14 protein-coding genes are annotated in these 15,984 nt (G+C 53.9%); 11 read left to right on the forward strand and 3 right to left on the reverse strand.

Annotated elements, in window-relative coordinates; genetic code table 11:
- Nucleotides 1–267: 267 nt before the first annotated feature.
- Nucleotides 268–1,005, forward strand: coding sequence for a Maf family protein (locus VAE57_RS17990; protein WP_322823204.1), 738 nt, complete (start codon nucleotides 268–270; stop codon nucleotides 1,003–1,005).
- Nucleotides 987–1,727 (forward strand): response regulator transcription factor, encoded by a 741-nt coding sequence (locus VAE57_RS17995; protein WP_322823205.1) that lies wholly within the window; start codon nucleotides 987–989, stop codon nucleotides 1,725–1,727. Before VAE57_RS17990 ends, VAE57_RS17995 begins: the two co-directional genes overlap by 19 nt.
- Nucleotides 1,728–2,217: 490 nt before the next feature.
- On the opposite strand, the gene VAE57_RS18000 is transcribed toward VAE57_RS17995, so the two are convergent.
- Both VAE57_RS18000 and VAE57_RS18005 read right to left on the reverse strand, forming a co-directional pair.
- Nucleotides 2,218–5,073, reverse strand: a complete 2,856-nt coding sequence (locus VAE57_RS18000) for a helicase C-terminal domain-containing protein (RefSeq protein WP_322823206.1) — start codon at nucleotides 5,071–5,073, stop codon at nucleotides 2,218–2,220.
- Nucleotides 5,074–5,378: 305 nt separating this feature from the next.
- Nucleotides 5,379–6,236 (reverse strand): alpha/beta hydrolase, encoded by an 858-nt coding sequence (locus VAE57_RS18005; RefSeq protein ID WP_322823207.1) that lies wholly within the window; start codon nucleotides 6,234–6,236, stop codon nucleotides 5,379–5,381.
- Nucleotides 6,237–6,767: 531 nt separating this feature from the next.
- On the opposite strand from VAE57_RS18005, the gene VAE57_RS18010 reads away from it, so the two are divergent.
- Complete coding sequence (locus VAE57_RS18010; RefSeq protein ID WP_322823208.1) at nucleotides 6,768–7,361, forward strand: PH domain-containing protein; 594 nt, start codon at nucleotides 6,768–6,770, stop codon at nucleotides 7,359–7,361.
- Nucleotides 7,351–7,941 (forward strand): hypothetical protein, encoded by a 591-nt coding sequence (locus VAE57_RS18015; protein WP_322823209.1) that lies wholly within the window; start codon nucleotides 7,351–7,353, stop codon nucleotides 7,939–7,941. The genes VAE57_RS18010 and VAE57_RS18015 overlap by 11 nt, the downstream gene beginning before the upstream one ends.
- 12 nt (nucleotides 7,942–7,953) lie before the next feature.
- On the opposite strand, the gene VAE57_RS18020 is transcribed toward VAE57_RS18015, so the two are convergent.
- A complete protein-coding gene (locus VAE57_RS18020) occupies nucleotides 7,954–9,093 on the reverse strand; it encodes a glycosyltransferase family 1 protein (RefSeq protein ID WP_322823210.1) in 1,140 nt (379 codons plus the stop codon).
- Between the two features lie 716 nt (nucleotides 9,094–9,809).
- Here VAE57_RS18020 and VAE57_RS18025 point away from each other — a divergent pair.
- From VAE57_RS18025 to VAE57_RS18055, 7 genes are all read left to right on the forward strand, one after another.
- Entirely contained in the window at nucleotides 9,810–10,112 is a 303-nt protein-coding gene (locus VAE57_RS18025) for a hypothetical protein (protein ID WP_322823211.1), read from the forward strand.
- Nucleotides 10,109–11,032, forward strand: a complete 924-nt coding sequence (locus tag VAE57_RS18030; protein WP_322823212.1) for a cytochrome c biogenesis CcdA family protein — start codon at nucleotides 10,109–10,111, stop codon at nucleotides 11,030–11,032. Before VAE57_RS18025 ends, VAE57_RS18030 begins: the two co-directional genes overlap by 4 nt.
- Before the next feature lie 7 nt (nucleotides 11,033–11,039).
- Nucleotides 11,040–11,480, forward strand: coding sequence for an NUDIX hydrolase (locus VAE57_RS18035; protein WP_322823213.1), 441 nt, complete (start codon nucleotides 11,040–11,042; stop codon nucleotides 11,478–11,480).
- A 161-nt stretch (nucleotides 11,481–11,641) separates the two neighbouring features.
- On the forward strand, nucleotides 11,642–13,105 hold the full coding sequence (locus VAE57_RS18040) for a trigger factor (protein ID WP_322823214.1): 1,464 nt from the start codon (nucleotides 11,642–11,644) through the stop codon (nucleotides 13,103–13,105).
- A gap of 10 nt (nucleotides 13,106–13,115) precedes the next feature.
- Entirely contained in the window at nucleotides 13,116–13,781 is a 666-nt protein-coding gene (locus tag VAE57_RS18045; protein ID WP_322823215.1) for an ATP-dependent Clp protease proteolytic subunit, read from the forward strand.
- Between the two features lie 55 nt (nucleotides 13,782–13,836).
- Entirely contained in the window at nucleotides 13,837–15,126 is a 1,290-nt protein-coding gene (gene clpX / locus VAE57_RS18050) for an ATP-dependent Clp protease ATP-binding subunit ClpX (RefSeq protein ID WP_322823216.1), read from the forward strand.
- Between the two features lie 69 nt (nucleotides 15,127–15,195).
- Nucleotides 15,196–15,933: a response regulator transcription factor gene (locus VAE57_RS18055; RefSeq protein WP_416208477.1), complete on the forward strand. Its 738-nt coding sequence runs from the start codon at nucleotides 15,196–15,198 to the stop codon at nucleotides 15,931–15,933.
- Nucleotides 15,934–15,984 lie beyond the last annotated feature (51 nt).

Consider the following 15,984-nt stretch of genomic DNA (forward strand, 5'->3'; position numbering starts at 1 on the left):
GCACTATCAACCTACCAATAAGCTTAGGTTGAGACAATACAAACCTGTATTTGTGGACGAAATCGCATGAGGCGTGGTGCGACGGCGACTGTTTAAGGACTACGAGAGACTGTATATCGTTAGGCGGGATTATACCTGTTGTGATGGTTACTGTCAACCGAAAAATATCCCTATTCTTAGAAAATTAGTTCAGAAATGTTTGACTTGCGCGTCATTATCGAGCATGCTATGATCGATGGGCCGACAGCAACGTGTTTGCGGAGAGTTATGGTTTCAGCAACTACCCATCCATTTATTCTAGCTTCAGCATCACCACGCCGACGTGAATTATTGGCCCGGCTTGGTGTGTTGTACCACTGTGTGACCAGTCAGGCTGAAGAGCAGCCGCTCCCCCCGCCGGCTGAGTTATTGAGTTATCTGCCATCATTGCCCGTCCCGTTACCGATAGAATCTCACCCAACGCTGGTTGCCTGGCGCAAGGCCAGTGATATTAGCAACCAACACCCCGATGCCATTGTTCTCGCTGCCGATACCGAGGTGGCAATTGATGGGATGGTCTTGGGAAAGCCTCGCGATGAAGCACATGCGCACGAGATGCTTCGCCGGTTGGTTGGGCGGGCACATACTGTGCTCACCGGGCTTTGTCTCGTGACGCCGCCTTCAGTTCATACGGGCGGTTTTCTCTATGATGGGAAACGAGTCCGCTTCGATCTTGTGGCCAGTCAGGTACATATGCGACCACTAAGTGACGAGCAGATTACTGCGTATGTTGCCCAGGGTGAGTCGCTGGATAAAGCCGGTGGCTACGGTTTGCAAAGTGGTGGTGGAGCACTCATTACCAGGATTGAAGGAAGTTACACCAATGTGGTAGGATTACCCTTACCGGCAGTGGCCCGGCTCTTACGCACTGTCGGCATTGAACCACCCGTTGACCCGATTAAAGCATACGACGAATGGTTACGCAGTCAGGGAAAGGAACCGGCGCCATGGCCAACCCAACCGTAAAGCTGTTGATCGTCGATGACCATCCGCTCTTCCGGCAAGGAGTGCGGTGGGCACTATCGAATGAACCGGGCATTCAGATTGTCGGTGAAGCAGCCAATGGTGAAGAGGCATTGCGTTGGCTAGCCCAGGTTGATGCCAGTTCTGAGCCAAATGTGATGCTGGTTGATCTGAATTTGCCGGGAATGAGTGGGTTGGAGTTGACACGCCAGATTCGTCGGCAGTACACGAGTATCGCTGTGGTGATGTTGAGCATGCACGAGAATGATGAGGCCGCCTTTAATGCTTTGCGCGCCGGTGCTGCTGCCTATCGCTCAAAGGATATTAAACCTGCTGCCCTGGCCGATATTCTGCGACGAGTAGCCCACGGCGAGTACGTGATTAATGATGTCTTGCTGGAAGAGCCACGAGTGGCGAGTCGCATTCTGTCGCAATTTCGCAATTTGCCGGAAGTGCAGATGTTGGTCGGCGATCCCTCCATACAGGTCTTCACGCCACTGAGTGAGCGCGAGATCGAAGTGCTTGAACGGATCGCAGCCGGTAACAGCAATAAAGAGATTGCCGATGCCCTGGGGATCAGTACACAAACGGTGAAGAATCATATCTCCTCAATTTTGCGCAAGCTGTCGCTTAATGATCGTACCCAGGCGGTGATTTTTGCGCTGCGCCGCGGCTGGATCGAGACGCCGCAGCAGATTCAACCCGGTACCGGCGAGGAAGATTGATTGTGACAGGCCGGAAATCTGATCCTCCTTCAATCTTTGGCCATCACTCGCGTAGATACTCTGGTTCAGTGCATCCGCATCCAGGTGCAACACCAGGGAGACGATAATGGAGCACATTCTCTCAGAGTTGATGTAAGACACGTCCCCAACCTAAACCGTCCTCGCTTGAGGCGGGATGCGATCAATACAGAGCGTCTCCACCGTCGTGCGCCGGTTCAAGTTTGCACAACCCCGTTGAGAACGGTAGTGAACGGTGCATCGGGATCAGCATGGCGTGCAGTTCCAGGTGATTGGCGAGACAGAGGCTCGTGCTCCCAGGGGCATGCCCTATCTTAATACCCAGAGGTATGACACCAGGGAGATGAAGCGTGTTGTGCCAAATCTTGCTCAACAATGTCCATCGTTCAGGTATGCTACCAGCGATTAGGGCAACGCATGCGTCGCCCCTACCGTCAGGTGTAATAGCAGACATGAATGTGTACGGCTACTCCTATCCCGACGAGCCATTGACTTTCTGCAAAAACCGTGCAACCAGACCGGGGAGACTCGCCAGGGTGCCGGTACGTACCCGCGTGGGTGGCAGTGAGTCAAGGAATTGCTGACCGTATTTTTTGCTCAGTAACCGGCGATCAAGCACGACCACGATGCCTCTATCCTCACGTGAACGGATCAGGCGCCCAAACCCTTGTTTGAAGCGCAGAATACTCTGAGGGACGCTGTATTCGTTGAACGGGTCGGCAAACAGTTCACTCCGTGCGGCTACAATCGGATCGGTCGGTACCGCAAACGGTAGTTTGGTAATGACCAATACCGACAGGGCATCACCAACAACATCAACCCCTTCCCAAAAGCTGTTGGTGCCGAGCAGCACCGAACGCGGAAATTCTTTCAGGCGATCAACCAGTGCTTTGCGCGAACCATCAATACCCTGTGCCATGACGCCAATACCGTGATCTTCCAGAACTTCCTGAATGGCAGTGTAGGTCTGACGTAAGGCATTTGACGCGGTGAAGAGCGCGAGCATGCGTCCACCCGATGCAATTGCCAGATCGATGATCGCCTGCTCGATCATTGGCTGATAGCCACGCTGATTCGGTTCGGGAATGTCGTTGGGAATGTAGACCAATGCCTGCTGGGCGTAGTCAAACGGCGAATCGAGCATGAGTTCCTGACAATCTTCCAGCCCGATCCGACTCTTCACAAAATCGAAGGTGCCGGCAATACTCAATGTTGCCGACGCGAGGATACTGGTCTGTTTTTGTGCAAAGAGCTGGCTCTGCAAAATCTCGGCAACACTAAGCGGTGCTGCGGTAAGGGTTAGCACATCACGCTGGCGATCATAGGTCAGCCAGCAGATACTGTCATCATCACCAAAGATCACATGCCCGCTACGCACCCGCGCATCGGTCGCGAAACGACGTAATACCTCTGTGCGCAACAACAAATCGTCAAGACCACCCGCCGCTTCTTCCAGCTCGTGGAGCTGTTCTTCGATAACTGCCAATTCATTGCCGATTAAGGCCAGAATATCATTCAAGTTCTGCCAAGTCAGCTCAATCTCCTGCCATTCTGGACGCTGGCGTACTCCTTTGGTCAAACGCAGGCGGGTGTCATACTGACCACCAGACTCAGGATCGAGCTGTACGAAGCGGGTGAGTAGATTGAAGCACTCATACACTGCCGTGCGTGCCCGGATTAGGGCCGGACGCATCCGCTCAATCGCAGCAGTGATTCGTTCACCGGCAGTACCGCCACCACCAATCTCGCTGAGCACTGCTGGCAATTCACTGAGCAGACCACTCACGACCTGCGCACCACCGGTCTGGAACAGATCATCGAGAAACTTGAGTAAGCCGGCCTGGTCGAGATTGAAGCTGAGCTGATCGGTCGCAACGTCTTCGAGGTTGTGCGCTTCATCAATGACAAGATGATCATAGGGTGGCAAGACCTGGGACGCCGCAGCCAGATCAGCGATCAGCAAGGCATGATTGACCACGACCAGATGTGCCGACTCGGCTGCACGACGGGCCCGGAAGAAGTAGCATTCGCGGAAATGTGGACAGCGAGCACCTGTGCAGGTCTCGACCGAGACATTCACTCGATTCCAGGCCGATTGCTCGCGATCAACCAGCGGCAGTTCGGTACGGTCGCCACTGGTTGTAGTCGGCAACCAGAGTTGAATCTTCAACAACGCCCGCACTTCCTCGGTGGTCAGGTTCTCAAGTCGACGTAGCTCGTGGTAGCGTTTAAGACAGAGATAATTACTGCGACCTTTCAAGAGCGCGGCGCGAAACGGGGGCAGACCGGCTTCGGCAAAGATACGCTGTAAATCGGGAATATCCTTATTGTAGAGCTGATCTTGCAGATTGATGGTATTGGTCGAGATCACGACCCGCTCGCCGCGTTGGGCTGCGTACAGCGTGGCCGGTACCAGATAGGCCATACTCTTGCCGGTACCGGTGCCGGCCTCGACAATTAACGACTCACTGTGATTGAAGGCCGTGGCAACTGACCGGGCCATCTCGATCTGCGGCGGACGTGGTTCGTAGCCGGGAAACGCTCGACCAAACACGCCTTCCGGGCTGAAAAAATCTGCAATCTGGTCAAGATCAAGAGGCCGGGTATCGCCGGTAGGACGCAGAGGGGGTAACTCAGGATTACCGGTATCAGGTGTAGACGAGAATAGTGTTGGCTCGGCGCTGATTGTACCAGTTGACTGCTGTGCGATAATTGGATCGCGAAAAGCATTGCGCGCCTTCTGACGCAGCGCCTCTTCAAACAACTCACGTAGCGGTGTGCCGATTTTGCCCATCAAGCGAACCATTTCGCTCAACGTCGCCAGATCAAGTTGCAGCATCCGCTCGCTCAGCATAGCGAACAGCCGTGCCGTCACTTCCGCATCATTGAGGGCACGATGGGCATCAGGATGGGGAATACCGAGGTGAGCAGCCAGTGCCGAGAGTTTGTAGCTGCTGGCCTGGGGCAACAGGAGCGTAGCCAGTTCAAAGGTATCGTAGACGGGCTGATTAAATTGCATACCCTGGGCACGCAGCATCGTCAGATCGAAACCTATCGAGTGCCCGACAATTGGCCGGTTTCCGATAAAGCGGGCCAAATCAGCACCGATCTCATTAAAACGGGGAGCCTGTGCCAGCGCCGCCGGATCGATCCCGGTCAGACGGGTAATCTTGAGCGGTACTGCCTGCCGGGGACGTACCAGTTGCTCGAAGCGGTCGAGAATCTCGTGCCCGCGGAAAGTTACGGCAGCGACTTCAATAATTTCATCGAGGCCACTCTGCAACCCGGTGGTCTCGACATCAATAGCAACGTAAATGCGATTATTCATGCTCTCTTTGCCGGCGAGTTACAGCATCTTTCTGCTTTTGATCCAGCCTGACGGCTCAAAGTCCTGCTGTGGAGTTCCCATCGTCAGGTCAATAGTTATCAGGCACACCCGCTTAACGGTACCGTAGATCGTTGCCAATCGGCACGAGACAATTGTACCACGCTGTTGCGTATGCTTCGCTACCAGGTAACACGCACACCTGTATACATTCCTCCAGGCGAGTTTCGGGAGAGCACAAATGTATCAAAACCGGGAAGACATAACATCGCCCTCCCGCCGATACCAATCGTTCCGATGTTTGACGATCAGGAAAGAAACGGCATAACCTGTGCTATGAACGCTTCTGGTTGTTCATCTTGCACCAGCAAACTGGCACGATCAATCACTGCCACTTTTGTGGCTACCCGAATCTGAACGAAACCGACAGCCAATCGCAAAGGTGTGGTCGTGGCATCACTCCCCCAAACCAGAAGTGTCGGTTGGCTCAGGGTCGCAAAGGCTGAGGCAATGTTACAGTTAAGCAGGCCGCTAAGAAAACAGATCGGCGCATAATACGAGCCAGGGCGACGGCAGGTTTGATAGAAACCGTACAGACGTTCGGCAGTGACATTTGCCGGATCGGCGTATGCCTGACTGGAGAGAAAAAGGCGAATACTGGCCTGAGTGGTAAGTAATCGATACAGCAGACGACCTATCGGGCTGCGGAGGATTTGGTAGACGGTGTACGCTGCTACACCGGGCGGACGATCCAGTTGACCAATACCGGTAGGACAGATCAGCACCAGGCGATTGACCAGGTCGGGGCGGCGAACAGTAGCCATTACCGCATACGCCGCGCCTAATGAACTGGCTACCAGGGCAGCAGGCTGACCGATCCGTTCCAGTATGGTCGTGATCAGGTCGATATACACCGCAGCCCGATACCGCCAGGGTGGGCGCGCCGAATTGCCGTATCCAGGCAGATCGACTGCATGGACGGCAAAATGCTGGCTCAAGCGTTGAAATGGTTCGCGCATCTCAAACACCGATGCGGCGGCATTAATGCTATGAATAAGCAGGACGGGTTGACCGGTACCGGCCCGGTAGACGGCAATCGGCAAACCACGCCATGTGATATAGTCGGGCGATATCGGTAAGAGTGGTAAAGGCGATGCAGCAACCATACTGTATCCTGGGTGATGTACGTAGAGCAGGGGTTTCAGACTGTATCCCTGCCACCGATAGCAAGCACGCCACACTTGCACGGTAGCGCCATTGCTGCTCACCTGAATGGCAGTGACGTATGAACAGCCACAACCACACTATAGATTATGCAATAACATCAAATGAAATGCAATAACTTGTTATATATGCAAAATCACAACCATCACCTGGCGAAGACTGTGTGGTAGTGAAGGGATTGCACATATTACCGGATGGTCGTCACCATGCGATTACACTATCGGAAGCGAGCACATGGGCTGACTTACCATCTGGTATCGATTACGGGAAGAAGGGAAGCCAGACTTCTGCACATCAAACAAGGCGACACGTGCGTCACCGCACGTAAAACGGTTTCTATACCAGCGCAGGATTTCGACGTAGCGGGTACTATGAACTGAACCGGAAAAACACCAGCCCCGTTACTGACAGACACTTCGCGCTATAATGAAGTAACGTTAACAATGCAAAGCAAAGGAGCAAAGGAAGGTAGCATGACTCAATCTCAACCTAACCGCTTTATGCCGGCACCACTTGATGAATATGCGGTCAAGATTACGTATGGCCTGGCGTATCTTGGTGGGTTGCTGGTACTACCACAATTTTTTGCCTACCTTGCCAATATCCGCTGGAACGGCTTACAGATACCACTGGGACTGGCAGCCGCGCTGGCACTCTTCCTGTTGCTGAGTTATGCCTTTCAGCCACGGGCGTACCGGATTGATGCCAATGCACTGGTTATCGAACGGCGTTGGGCACCGGCAATGATTATCCCGTTTGATCAGATTAGCGGGGTCTCGCTGGCTACCGGGTTAGCAGATATGCCACGCTTCGGATTGCGTTTTGCGTTCAACCCCGGTGTCTTCGGGTATCAGGGGCCATTTCGGCTTGACCCATACGGGCAAGTTGCCCTCTTTGCCACCAATCGCCATCGGCTGGTTGCCATCGCCCGCTACGATGCTTCGGTAGTAATCATCAGCCCTGATCGACCACGAGATTTTATTGCTGCCCTTAATGAGCAGCGACTCGTAGCCGCGACCCGCCAGATGGAAGAGCGGGAGGTTGTGGAGGTACAGCATGCGGTTTAAGGCGCTGGATCGGCTCTATCTGCGCTGTCGTTACGACCAGTTTATTCCAGGGGCATTGCACGAAGACGGTCGGCGCTATTTGCCGCAGATTGTGGTGACACCGCTGGATGCCGGTGCAGATACGGCTGCAGGAACGAGACTCTGGCTGGTTGACCGGCATCATCGGGTTGATCCAACGCTCGTAGGCCACATCATCAATGTGCGACTACTGTGTGCACTCAGCAGTATCAGGATGCAAGTTCCACCGTTACGAGCAGGTTTTAGCTCATCACCAACCGAAACTGCCACTGCTCCGCTAAGTGAGCCGATCATCTACGGTCAGGTTGTCGAGGTACTGACCTGGGAAGTGCAGCGTGAACATCTACCGTTCGAGACCCTGTATACCGAATTAGTGATCAGGCTGAGCGAACGGGCGATAATCGGACTGCGCACAACACTCAGTGCTCCGCGGATAGCCGATTTGATAGGTTGCGCTCAATTGCATGCCGGTCACTGGATAGAAATTCAGCGATCCCGGATCGATATTCTTGCTCTTGAAGCCGATTGTACCGAACCTGTACAATCAACGGGCCTGCATTAACCGTAAAGGCAGTTACCGGGTTGGATACAGAGACCCGACTCTACGTGGTCGTAACACCTGCGCGTAGTACCCCATCAACTCTTGCATCACCCGCGGCCATGACCGCTGTTCAGCAATACCTCGTCCAGCCGTACCCTGCGCCAGACGTCGTTCATCACTGGCAAGGACTTCGCGGAGCCGGGATCGCAGATCACTCACAACACCGGGGGTGAACAGGTAGCCATTCTGACCGTGATGGATGAGATCAAGCGCACCGCCAGCCCGCGCAGCAACCACCGGCAGAGCCGAAGCCATCGCCTCCTGCACTACCTGACCAAAGGTGTCGGTATCAGACGGAAACACAAATACGTCGGCGCTGGCATAAGCTGTTGCCAGATCGTCTCCTTTGAGATAGCCGGTAAAATGAACTGGCAGACCGGCACAACGGCGTTGTAATTCGGCTCGAAATGGCCCATCACCAACGATCACCAGACGGGTGTTCGGCAGCCCACGAATTGCCTCTGGCAACAGATTCACCCGCTTTTCGGCAGCTACTCGTCCCACATAGAGCACAACTCGCTCACCGGGCTGCACACCGACCGCAGCCCGCCAGGACTCGCTGCGATAACGGGGATGAAAACGTTCAATATCGACACCACGGCCCCAGATGCGCAAGCGGCGAAAACCAGCGGCACGCAGCACGTTCATCGTGAAGCGCGAAGGGCAGAGATTAATCCGACAGCGATTATGAATCCAGCGCAACCAGGCATTGACACCGTGTTTGAGAAAGCCCAACCCGTAATGCTGACTATACGCGCCAAAATCGGTATGGTACGAAGCAATCAATGGCAAGCCGAGCCGACGCACAATACCAGGCACGATAGCCCCCAACACTACCGGGCCAACCAGATGCACCAGATCAGGTTGAAACCGTTGCAAGCGAGCGGTTAATCCTGGCTGTGGAGGGGTAAGCTTTACTTCCGGGTAGAGTGGCAATGGCATACCGTTGAGGGGCACAATCTCCGCACCGGCATAACTGGCGGGCGCACCATGGGGGGCAAATAAGAGCACGTCGTGCCTCTGATACTGCAAATACTCAAGTAGCCGACAGAGGGTCGTCGTCACGCCGTTAACATCTGGGAGAAAGGTTTCGCAAATCAACGCGATACGCATCTGCTTACAGCTCCCACCGCCTGGTTCTTTTCTCCTCTGTTTACAATACAGGAGAGATATTAAGGCGATATGCAAATGGCGTTAAAGACTGACTAATGATTGACTAAGCCTGGAGTTGTCGATAACCGGCCCTTTACGGAAAAGGAGCCTTGACTACTCACAAACTCCATAATCGTGGCGAGCACACCCAGCATCCCCGCGACTAGCAGAGTAAACGGTATAACACGCACCGGATCGTGAGCGCGGCTGGTGCGGCAGCATGGCTGCCGCACTCCAAACGCCGAGACACGCGGATGACAAGTGGGCAAAGCAACCAATCCAACGAGTGACTGCACTGGAGATGGTCGGCAGCACTGCTCGCTTCCATACGGGCAGACTGAGAGCAGGATAGACTGTCATTAGTGGTTGGCAAGCGTTCAGGCGCCTGCGCGACAGTCTGATAGCACGATAGCACAGCTTTTATGAAATAAGTTCTGGCATTCAATGATGTTCAGCATGAGCGAGAGACAACCACCGCACTTTGTTCCCGGTTAAGCCAGGTTAAGGAAACGACCAGGAATGTGAGCTAATGCACAATCAATCGTAACAACAATGGAGTATAATGATTAGCGAGTAAACTCATTTGCACCATCTGATGAATAAAGCAGCATGGAGTCGTGCGGCCTGGCATTACACCTAAGCTTCAACACACGAATTGGCAAGTGGAGTTTGCAGATATGACGAACGCAACAAATCGCCACGACGCATGCTATCAGCGACTGCGAACCCTCTTTCCAGCCAGGGAACTGGTCTGGATTGAAGCAGAGGAGCATCGTGAAGACGATATGCTTTGCCGCATAACGCTACTTTGTCGCAACGAATTTGGACAATGGGAGCGGCGGCGCTACCGTTATGATACACTGAGTGAGGCACTATTCTTTATGGGTGCCACCCCGGTAAGCGAGGAAGAAGCTACACGCATCCGCCGCACCGCACCCCGTTTACCGACAATCTCACCATCACCAGCGAGGGCCGCATGAAATCACAATCGATAGACCCGGCACCGCGTCGCTTTGGCAAGCGCAGCGTAGTAGCCATAGCGATAATCAGTATTCTGGCTCTTCTGATCCTCTTTGCACTAAGCTTAGACCCTGGCGAGCAGGCCCGGTTTATTACCGGTGGGGGGAGTGTACTGGTACTGGCCCTACCGGCATTCATCGCCGGCGTGCTCAGCTTTCTCTCACCCTGCACGCTTCCCATTCTACCGGCCTACTTCGCCTTCACCTTCCAGGCCGGCGGGCAAGGTAAAGCACGCATCGCAATAATGGGCATCGCATTTTTCCTTGGTCTGGCAACGACCATGACCCTGCTGGGAGCAAGTGCTACTGCGCTCAGCGGCCTGCTCTTTGCCAATCGCAGTGCACTTACCTTTTGGGGCGGTCTGATCATCATTGGCTTTGGGATCATGGGCATGCTTGGCAAGGGATTTGCCGGCCCCCAACTGCAAGAACGTCCAGCAGCCACCTTTACCGGCTCTTACATCTACGGAGCCACCTTTGCGTTGGGCTGGACAGCCTGTGTTGGTCCGATACTGGGCGCACTCTTAACTCTCCTGGCGGCAACCAGTGATGTTGCCATCATTCAGGGGGCAGTCCTGGCCTTCATTTATTCGCTTGGGTTGGGCCTGCCTCTCATCCTGATCGCGACCTTCTTTCACCGGCTAGGTACCGGATCGCGGGTGTGGCGTCTCTTGCGTGGACGCGGCTTTACCGTCCGTCTCTTTGGGCGTGAACTATTTCTGCATTCGACCAGCCTGGCCAGCGGTGCCTTAATGGTTGCGATGGGACTCTTGCTCGCCACGGGTCGGCTCGAATGGATTTCGCAGCAAGCCAACGCCACCCCAATGGCCCAGTGGTGGGTCGAGATTGAAGCTGCCATTGGTCGTCTGTTTGGACTTTGAGGATTGTATGACCAGTAACCCCATTCGTGCCGCTGGTTGTGTTGTGCTGGCCCGTGATCCAACGGGCCGGCTTCTTGTCTTATTGATCCAGGATCGGCGAGGGATATGGACACTCCCGAAGGGTCATGTTGATGAAGGAGAAAGTGACGAAGAGGCCGCAGTGCGTGAAGTGACCGAAGAGACCGGGATTCACTGCACGATTGCTGAACGACTTGAACGGATCACCTATCCCATCTACCACCGTGGACGCTGGCAAGACAAACAGGTTACCTTTTTTCTCGCCAGTGCTGCACCTGAACCACCAACACCTGCCGTTGATGAAGGGATTCGCACCGCAGCCTGGGTGCCCCTTGACGAAGCGCCACCCAAAATCATCTACCGACAGATCCGCAATCTGCTCCAGCGCGTTGCACGACGACTTGGTTCGAACAGAGCCAATTCGCAATAGTCCCCGACCGCAGCTTTTGTACATCGCCGCGTAATCTCTTCGCATAGACCAGATAGACGTGCTATAATGCACCATACAGCGCACCGATGTGTGCGTATTTTCGAGCAAGCAATAAGCCACTTCTAATGGCGCGAAGCGGTATTGTGTTTAAGGATACAACAGTGAAAGTTACTACCGAGAAACTACCAAAGAGCCTGATCGCATTGCAGATTGAGATCGACCGCGATCAGTTCGAGCGCAGTCTTGATCAGGCGGCACGTCGGCTATCACAAAAGTTTCCGATCCAGGGCTTCCGCCCCGGCAAGGCACCTCGTTTTATCATTGAACGCACCTTCGGGCGCGAAGCATTGATTGAAGAAGCAACGGAAGAGCTGATTAACACCGGCTATCGCAAGGCCATCAAGCAAGAAAACATCGAAGTCGTTGGTCCGCCAAATCTTGACAAAATTCATTCCATCGAACCATTTGTCTTCACTGTTCATGTGCCGGTACCTCCCACGGTTACGTTGCCCGATTACCAGAGCATTCATGTACCACTAGACGTAGAACCGATCACCGACGAGATGGTCGAAGCGGCTTTAGAACAGATTCGTGAAAAACACCTCACGTTGCAAGAACTTGATGAACCACGACCGGCTCAGCAAGGTGATCAGCTACAGGTGCGTTTGAAGACCGTGGTTGAGGGGGAAGAAGAGAAAAAAACGGAAGAGCAGTCTGAAGACACTGCTGATGATTCTGAAACTGAAGCTGAGGTCGAAACCGATCAGACAGATGACGAGGAGGCAGGTAGTGAAGAGACACTCCCGCTCGAACCGAATCGCCTCGTCCCTGAACTGTATGAAGGTTTGATCGGCGCGAGCGTCGGTGAGAAGAAAACTATCGTTGCTGTTTTACCTGAAGATCACCATGAAGAGTCGCTGCGTGGTAAAAAGATAACGTTCGACGTCGAGATACTCGATATCAAACAGCGGATCGTCCCGGCGTGGGAAGAGTTGCCGGCGCTTGAGGGTTTCAACGGCACATTTGAGGAGTTTCGTGCGCATGTACGTGAGAACCTCGCCAATCAAGAGCGCAAACGTGCCGAGCAAGAGCAGCTCAATGCGTACATCGAGCGGCTCGTGGAGCAGACCACGTTTGATATTCCCGATGTGATGATTCGCGATGTTGCGCACTCGATGCTCCATGAGCAAGAGCAACAGTTCGCACGTTACGGCATCTCGCTTGATCAGGTACTGCAATATCGCGGTGTGACCCACGACCAGGCAGTTGAAGAGCTTATTCCTGAAGCCGAGAAGCAAGTCAAGGTCACACTGGCGCTCAGTGAAGTGATCAAGCAAGAGGGAATTACGGTCAGCGAGGATGAGATCGAGGCCGAAATACAGACGATTCTGGAAAGCTACGACGAGAACCAACGGCCACAAGTCGAGAGAACCCTGCGCAGCCAGTTGCGCTCGTCGGTAGCAAATGTTGTCCTTGATAAAAAGCTACGTGCCCGTCTCAATGCAATTGCGAGCGGCAATTCAACAGACACCTCCGATTCCAGCCCTGCCGCTCCCGACGGAGAAGGTGCAACTGATGTTACAAATTCCGATGAACCGGTGAGTCGTTCATCGAACGAAGCATGAGGAGTGTCGTATGAATTGGTCGTCTCGTTACAGTCACGATTGGCGCAGTATACCGGGACCGGAATGGCTCTCGCAGCGACCAGAATTGCTCATCCCGATGGTTGTCGAGAGTACGAGTCGCGGTGAGCGCGCTTTCGATATCTATTCACGGCTGTTGAAAGAGCGGATTGTCATTCTGGGCACACCGATTGACGATCAGATTGCGAATCTGATCGTGGCTCAATTACTTTTCCTGGAGAGCGAAGACCCTGATCGCGACATCTGGCTCTACATCAACAGTCCGGGAGGATCGGTTACCGCCGGTCTCGGTATCTACGATACGATGCACCACATTCGTCCCGACGTAGCAACCGTCTGCGTGGGTATGGCTGGCAGCATGGCTACTCCTATCCTGGCCGGTGGTGCCAAAGGCAAGCGGTATAGCCTGCCGCATTCGACAATTCACATGCACCCGGCTGGTGGTGGAGCGCGTGGCTACGCTCCTGATGTCGAGATCATGGCCCGTGAGTTGCTTCGGCTCCAACAACTGGTACGAGAGCTGCTGGCGAAGGATACCGGCCAGCCCATTGAACGGATCGCGAAAGATTTTGACCGCGATCTCTTCATGACACCCGAACAGGCAAAAGAGTACGGTATTATCGATGAAATCCTCACCCGTGAGGAAGTAAAGAAGTAATGACGCCCGGGTGGGTGTCCGCATCGCGCCCACCCGCTCGTCTGGAGAAACCCCCATGAGTCGAACGCGCAATTCTGGTCGTGATCCGTATGCCTGCTCGTTTTGTGGGCGCGGACAGGATGAAGTACAACGCCTGATCGCTGGCCCTGGTAACGTCTTTATCTGCGACGAATGTGTTGCGCTTTGCAGTGCCATCATCGCCGAAGAGAGCGATCAGAAGGCACCAAGCGCCCGTCGTAGTACCCCTCCAGGCCCGACCCGGTTACCCACCCCTCGCAAACTGCGCGAACGACTCGACCAGTACGTAATCGGGCAGGATCGGGCAAAGATTGCGCTGGCGGTAGCGGTTTACAATCACTACAAGCGAGTACGGGCTGGTGCCAGGATCGATGATGTTGAGATCAGTAAGAGCAACATCCTATTGATCGGGCCAACCGGCAGTGGTAAGACGTTACTGGCGCAAACAATGGCGCGTCTGCTCGATGTGCCTTTCGCGATTGCCGATGCTACTGCCCTCACCGAAGCCGGGTATGTTGGCGAAGATGTGGAAAATATCCTGCTTCGCCTGATTCAGGCTGCCGATGGTGATCTGGAACGGGCACAAACGGGCATTATCTATATCGACGAGATTGACAAAATTGCTCGTAAGGCTGATAACCCCTCGATCACGCGCGATGTCTCTGGTGAAGGGGTTCAGCAGGCGTTACTCAAAATCCTGGAAGGAGGCGTTGCCCACGTCCCGCCCCTCCCCGGACGTAAACATCCACAACAAGAATATATTCCGTTTGACACCACAAATGTACTCTTCATCTGTGGCGGAGCGTTTGAGGGGATCACCAACATTATTGCCAGGCGGCTGCGTGGAAAACAATTAATCGGCTTTGGCAGCAATCCGGTCAATCCGGTTGAAGAAGAAGGCGCGTTGTTGGCCCAGATCACACCTGATGATCTGATGCACTTTGGCTTCATCCCGGAGTTCGTTGGTCGCCTGCCGGTAATTGTTGCACTCGAACCACTCAGTCGCGAAGCCATGCTGCGCATCCTGACCGAACCGCGTAATGCGATCATCAAGCAGTATCAAAAGCTCTTCGCGCTTGATCACTGTGAATTGGAATTTACACCTGACAGTCTCGAAGCGATTGTTGATCGCGCGATGGCGGCCCGTACCGGTGCCCGTGCCCTGCGGAGTATCGTGGAAGAGGTTCTGCTCGATGTCATGTTTGAATTGCCGTCGCAAGAACACATCGGGCGCTGCATTGTTACGGCGGAAGTCATTCAAGGTCGGGGGCGTCCTATCCTGGTGCCGCGTGCCGATTACCGTCGGCGGCTTGATGAAGCAGTGTAACCGTACAGACAACGGTAGCAGTGCGTTTCGTGAACAAATAGGTCAGTTGTAAGTTGTTAACACATGCCTATGCCACTTTTTCATCGCACGTCACAACGGGCTGTTGATCAACCACCACCGAAGCGGCGCATCCTGGTAGCTGATGACGATCCTTCCATTGGCCGCCTGATTCAAACTGCACTCCCTACCCAGCAATATGAAACAACGGTGGTGGCTAATGGGCTTGAGGCGCTAGAGGCATTTGAACGTGAGACCTACGATCTAATCTTTCTCGATGTGATGATGCCTTTCGTCGATGGCTTCGATGCGTGCGAGCGCATTCGCGCCAAGAGTGACGTACCGATTGTGATCATTACGGCACGCGATGGTACCGATGATATTGTGCAGGGCTTTCGGCGTGGCGCCGACGAATACATCACCAAACCTTTTAAAGTTGCCGAATTTGTGGCCCGCGTTGAGGCTATCTTGCGACGGGTAGATATGCAGAAGGCGCGTACTGCCCCAACCTTCGTACAAGTAGGAGAACTGGCTATCGATGCGGCAGCGCATAAAGTAGCAGTACGCGGCAAAGACGTCAAATTAACACCAATGGAGTTTGAACTCCTCTACTTTCTGGCAGCAAATGCCGGCCAGGTCTTTACCCGTGAAGTATTATTTCGCGAGGTTTGGGGATACGAGTACGTTGGCGAAACAAATCTGGTTGATGTTTGTGTACGTCGTCTGCGTGAAAAAGTTGAAGTTGAGCCATCAAAACCAAAAATCATTACAACCGTGCGCGGGGTAGGGTACAAACTTGAACGGCTTTAGGCCGATAATCACCCGATCAACGCCACAAGCGTCGAGCGCGGTTCTGGGCAC

This window comes from Chloroflexus sp. (assembly GCF_034434295.1).
Taxonomy (GTDB): Bacteria; Chloroflexota; Chloroflexia; order Chloroflexales; family Chloroflexaceae; genus Chloroflexus.

Coding starts and splice junctions, on each gene's coding strand:
- VAE57_RS17990 (WP_322823204.1), top strand. CDS start 268: ATGGTTTCAGCAACTACCCATCCATTTATTCTAGCTTCAGCATCACCA.
- VAE57_RS17995 (WP_322823205.1), top strand. CDS start 987: ATGGCCAACCCAACCGTAAAGCTGTTGATCGTCGATGACCATCCGCTC.
- VAE57_RS18000 (WP_322823206.1), bottom strand. CDS start 5,073: ATGAATAATCGCATTTACGTTGCTATTGATGTCGAGACCACCGGGTTG.
- VAE57_RS18005 (WP_322823207.1), bottom strand. CDS start 6,236: ATGGTTGCTGCATCGCCTTTACCACTCTTACCGATATCGCCCGACTAT.
- VAE57_RS18010 (WP_322823208.1), top strand. CDS start 6,768: ATGACTCAATCTCAACCTAACCGCTTTATGCCGGCACCACTTGATGAA.
- VAE57_RS18015 (WP_322823209.1), top strand. CDS start 7,351: ATGCGGTTTAAGGCGCTGGATCGGCTCTATCTGCGCTGTCGTTACGAC.
- VAE57_RS18020 (WP_322823210.1), bottom strand. CDS start 9,093: ATGCGTATCGCGTTGATTTGCGAAACCTTTCTCCCAGATGTTAACGGC.
- VAE57_RS18025 (WP_322823211.1), top strand. CDS start 9,810: ATGACGAACGCAACAAATCGCCACGACGCATGCTATCAGCGACTGCGA.
- VAE57_RS18030 (WP_322823212.1), top strand. CDS start 10,109: ATGAAATCACAATCGATAGACCCGGCACCGCGTCGCTTTGGCAAGCGC.
- VAE57_RS18035 (WP_322823213.1), top strand. CDS start 11,040: ATGACCAGTAACCCCATTCGTGCCGCTGGTTGTGTTGTGCTGGCCCGT.
- VAE57_RS18045 (WP_322823215.1), top strand. CDS start 13,116: ATGAATTGGTCGTCTCGTTACAGTCACGATTGGCGCAGTATACCGGGA.
- clpX (WP_322823216.1), top strand. CDS start 13,837: ATGAGTCGAACGCGCAATTCTGGTCGTGATCCGTATGCCTGCTCGTTT.
- VAE57_RS18055 (WP_416208477.1), top strand. CDS start 15,196: ATGCCACTTTTTCATCGCACGTCACAACGGGCTGTTGATCAACCACCA.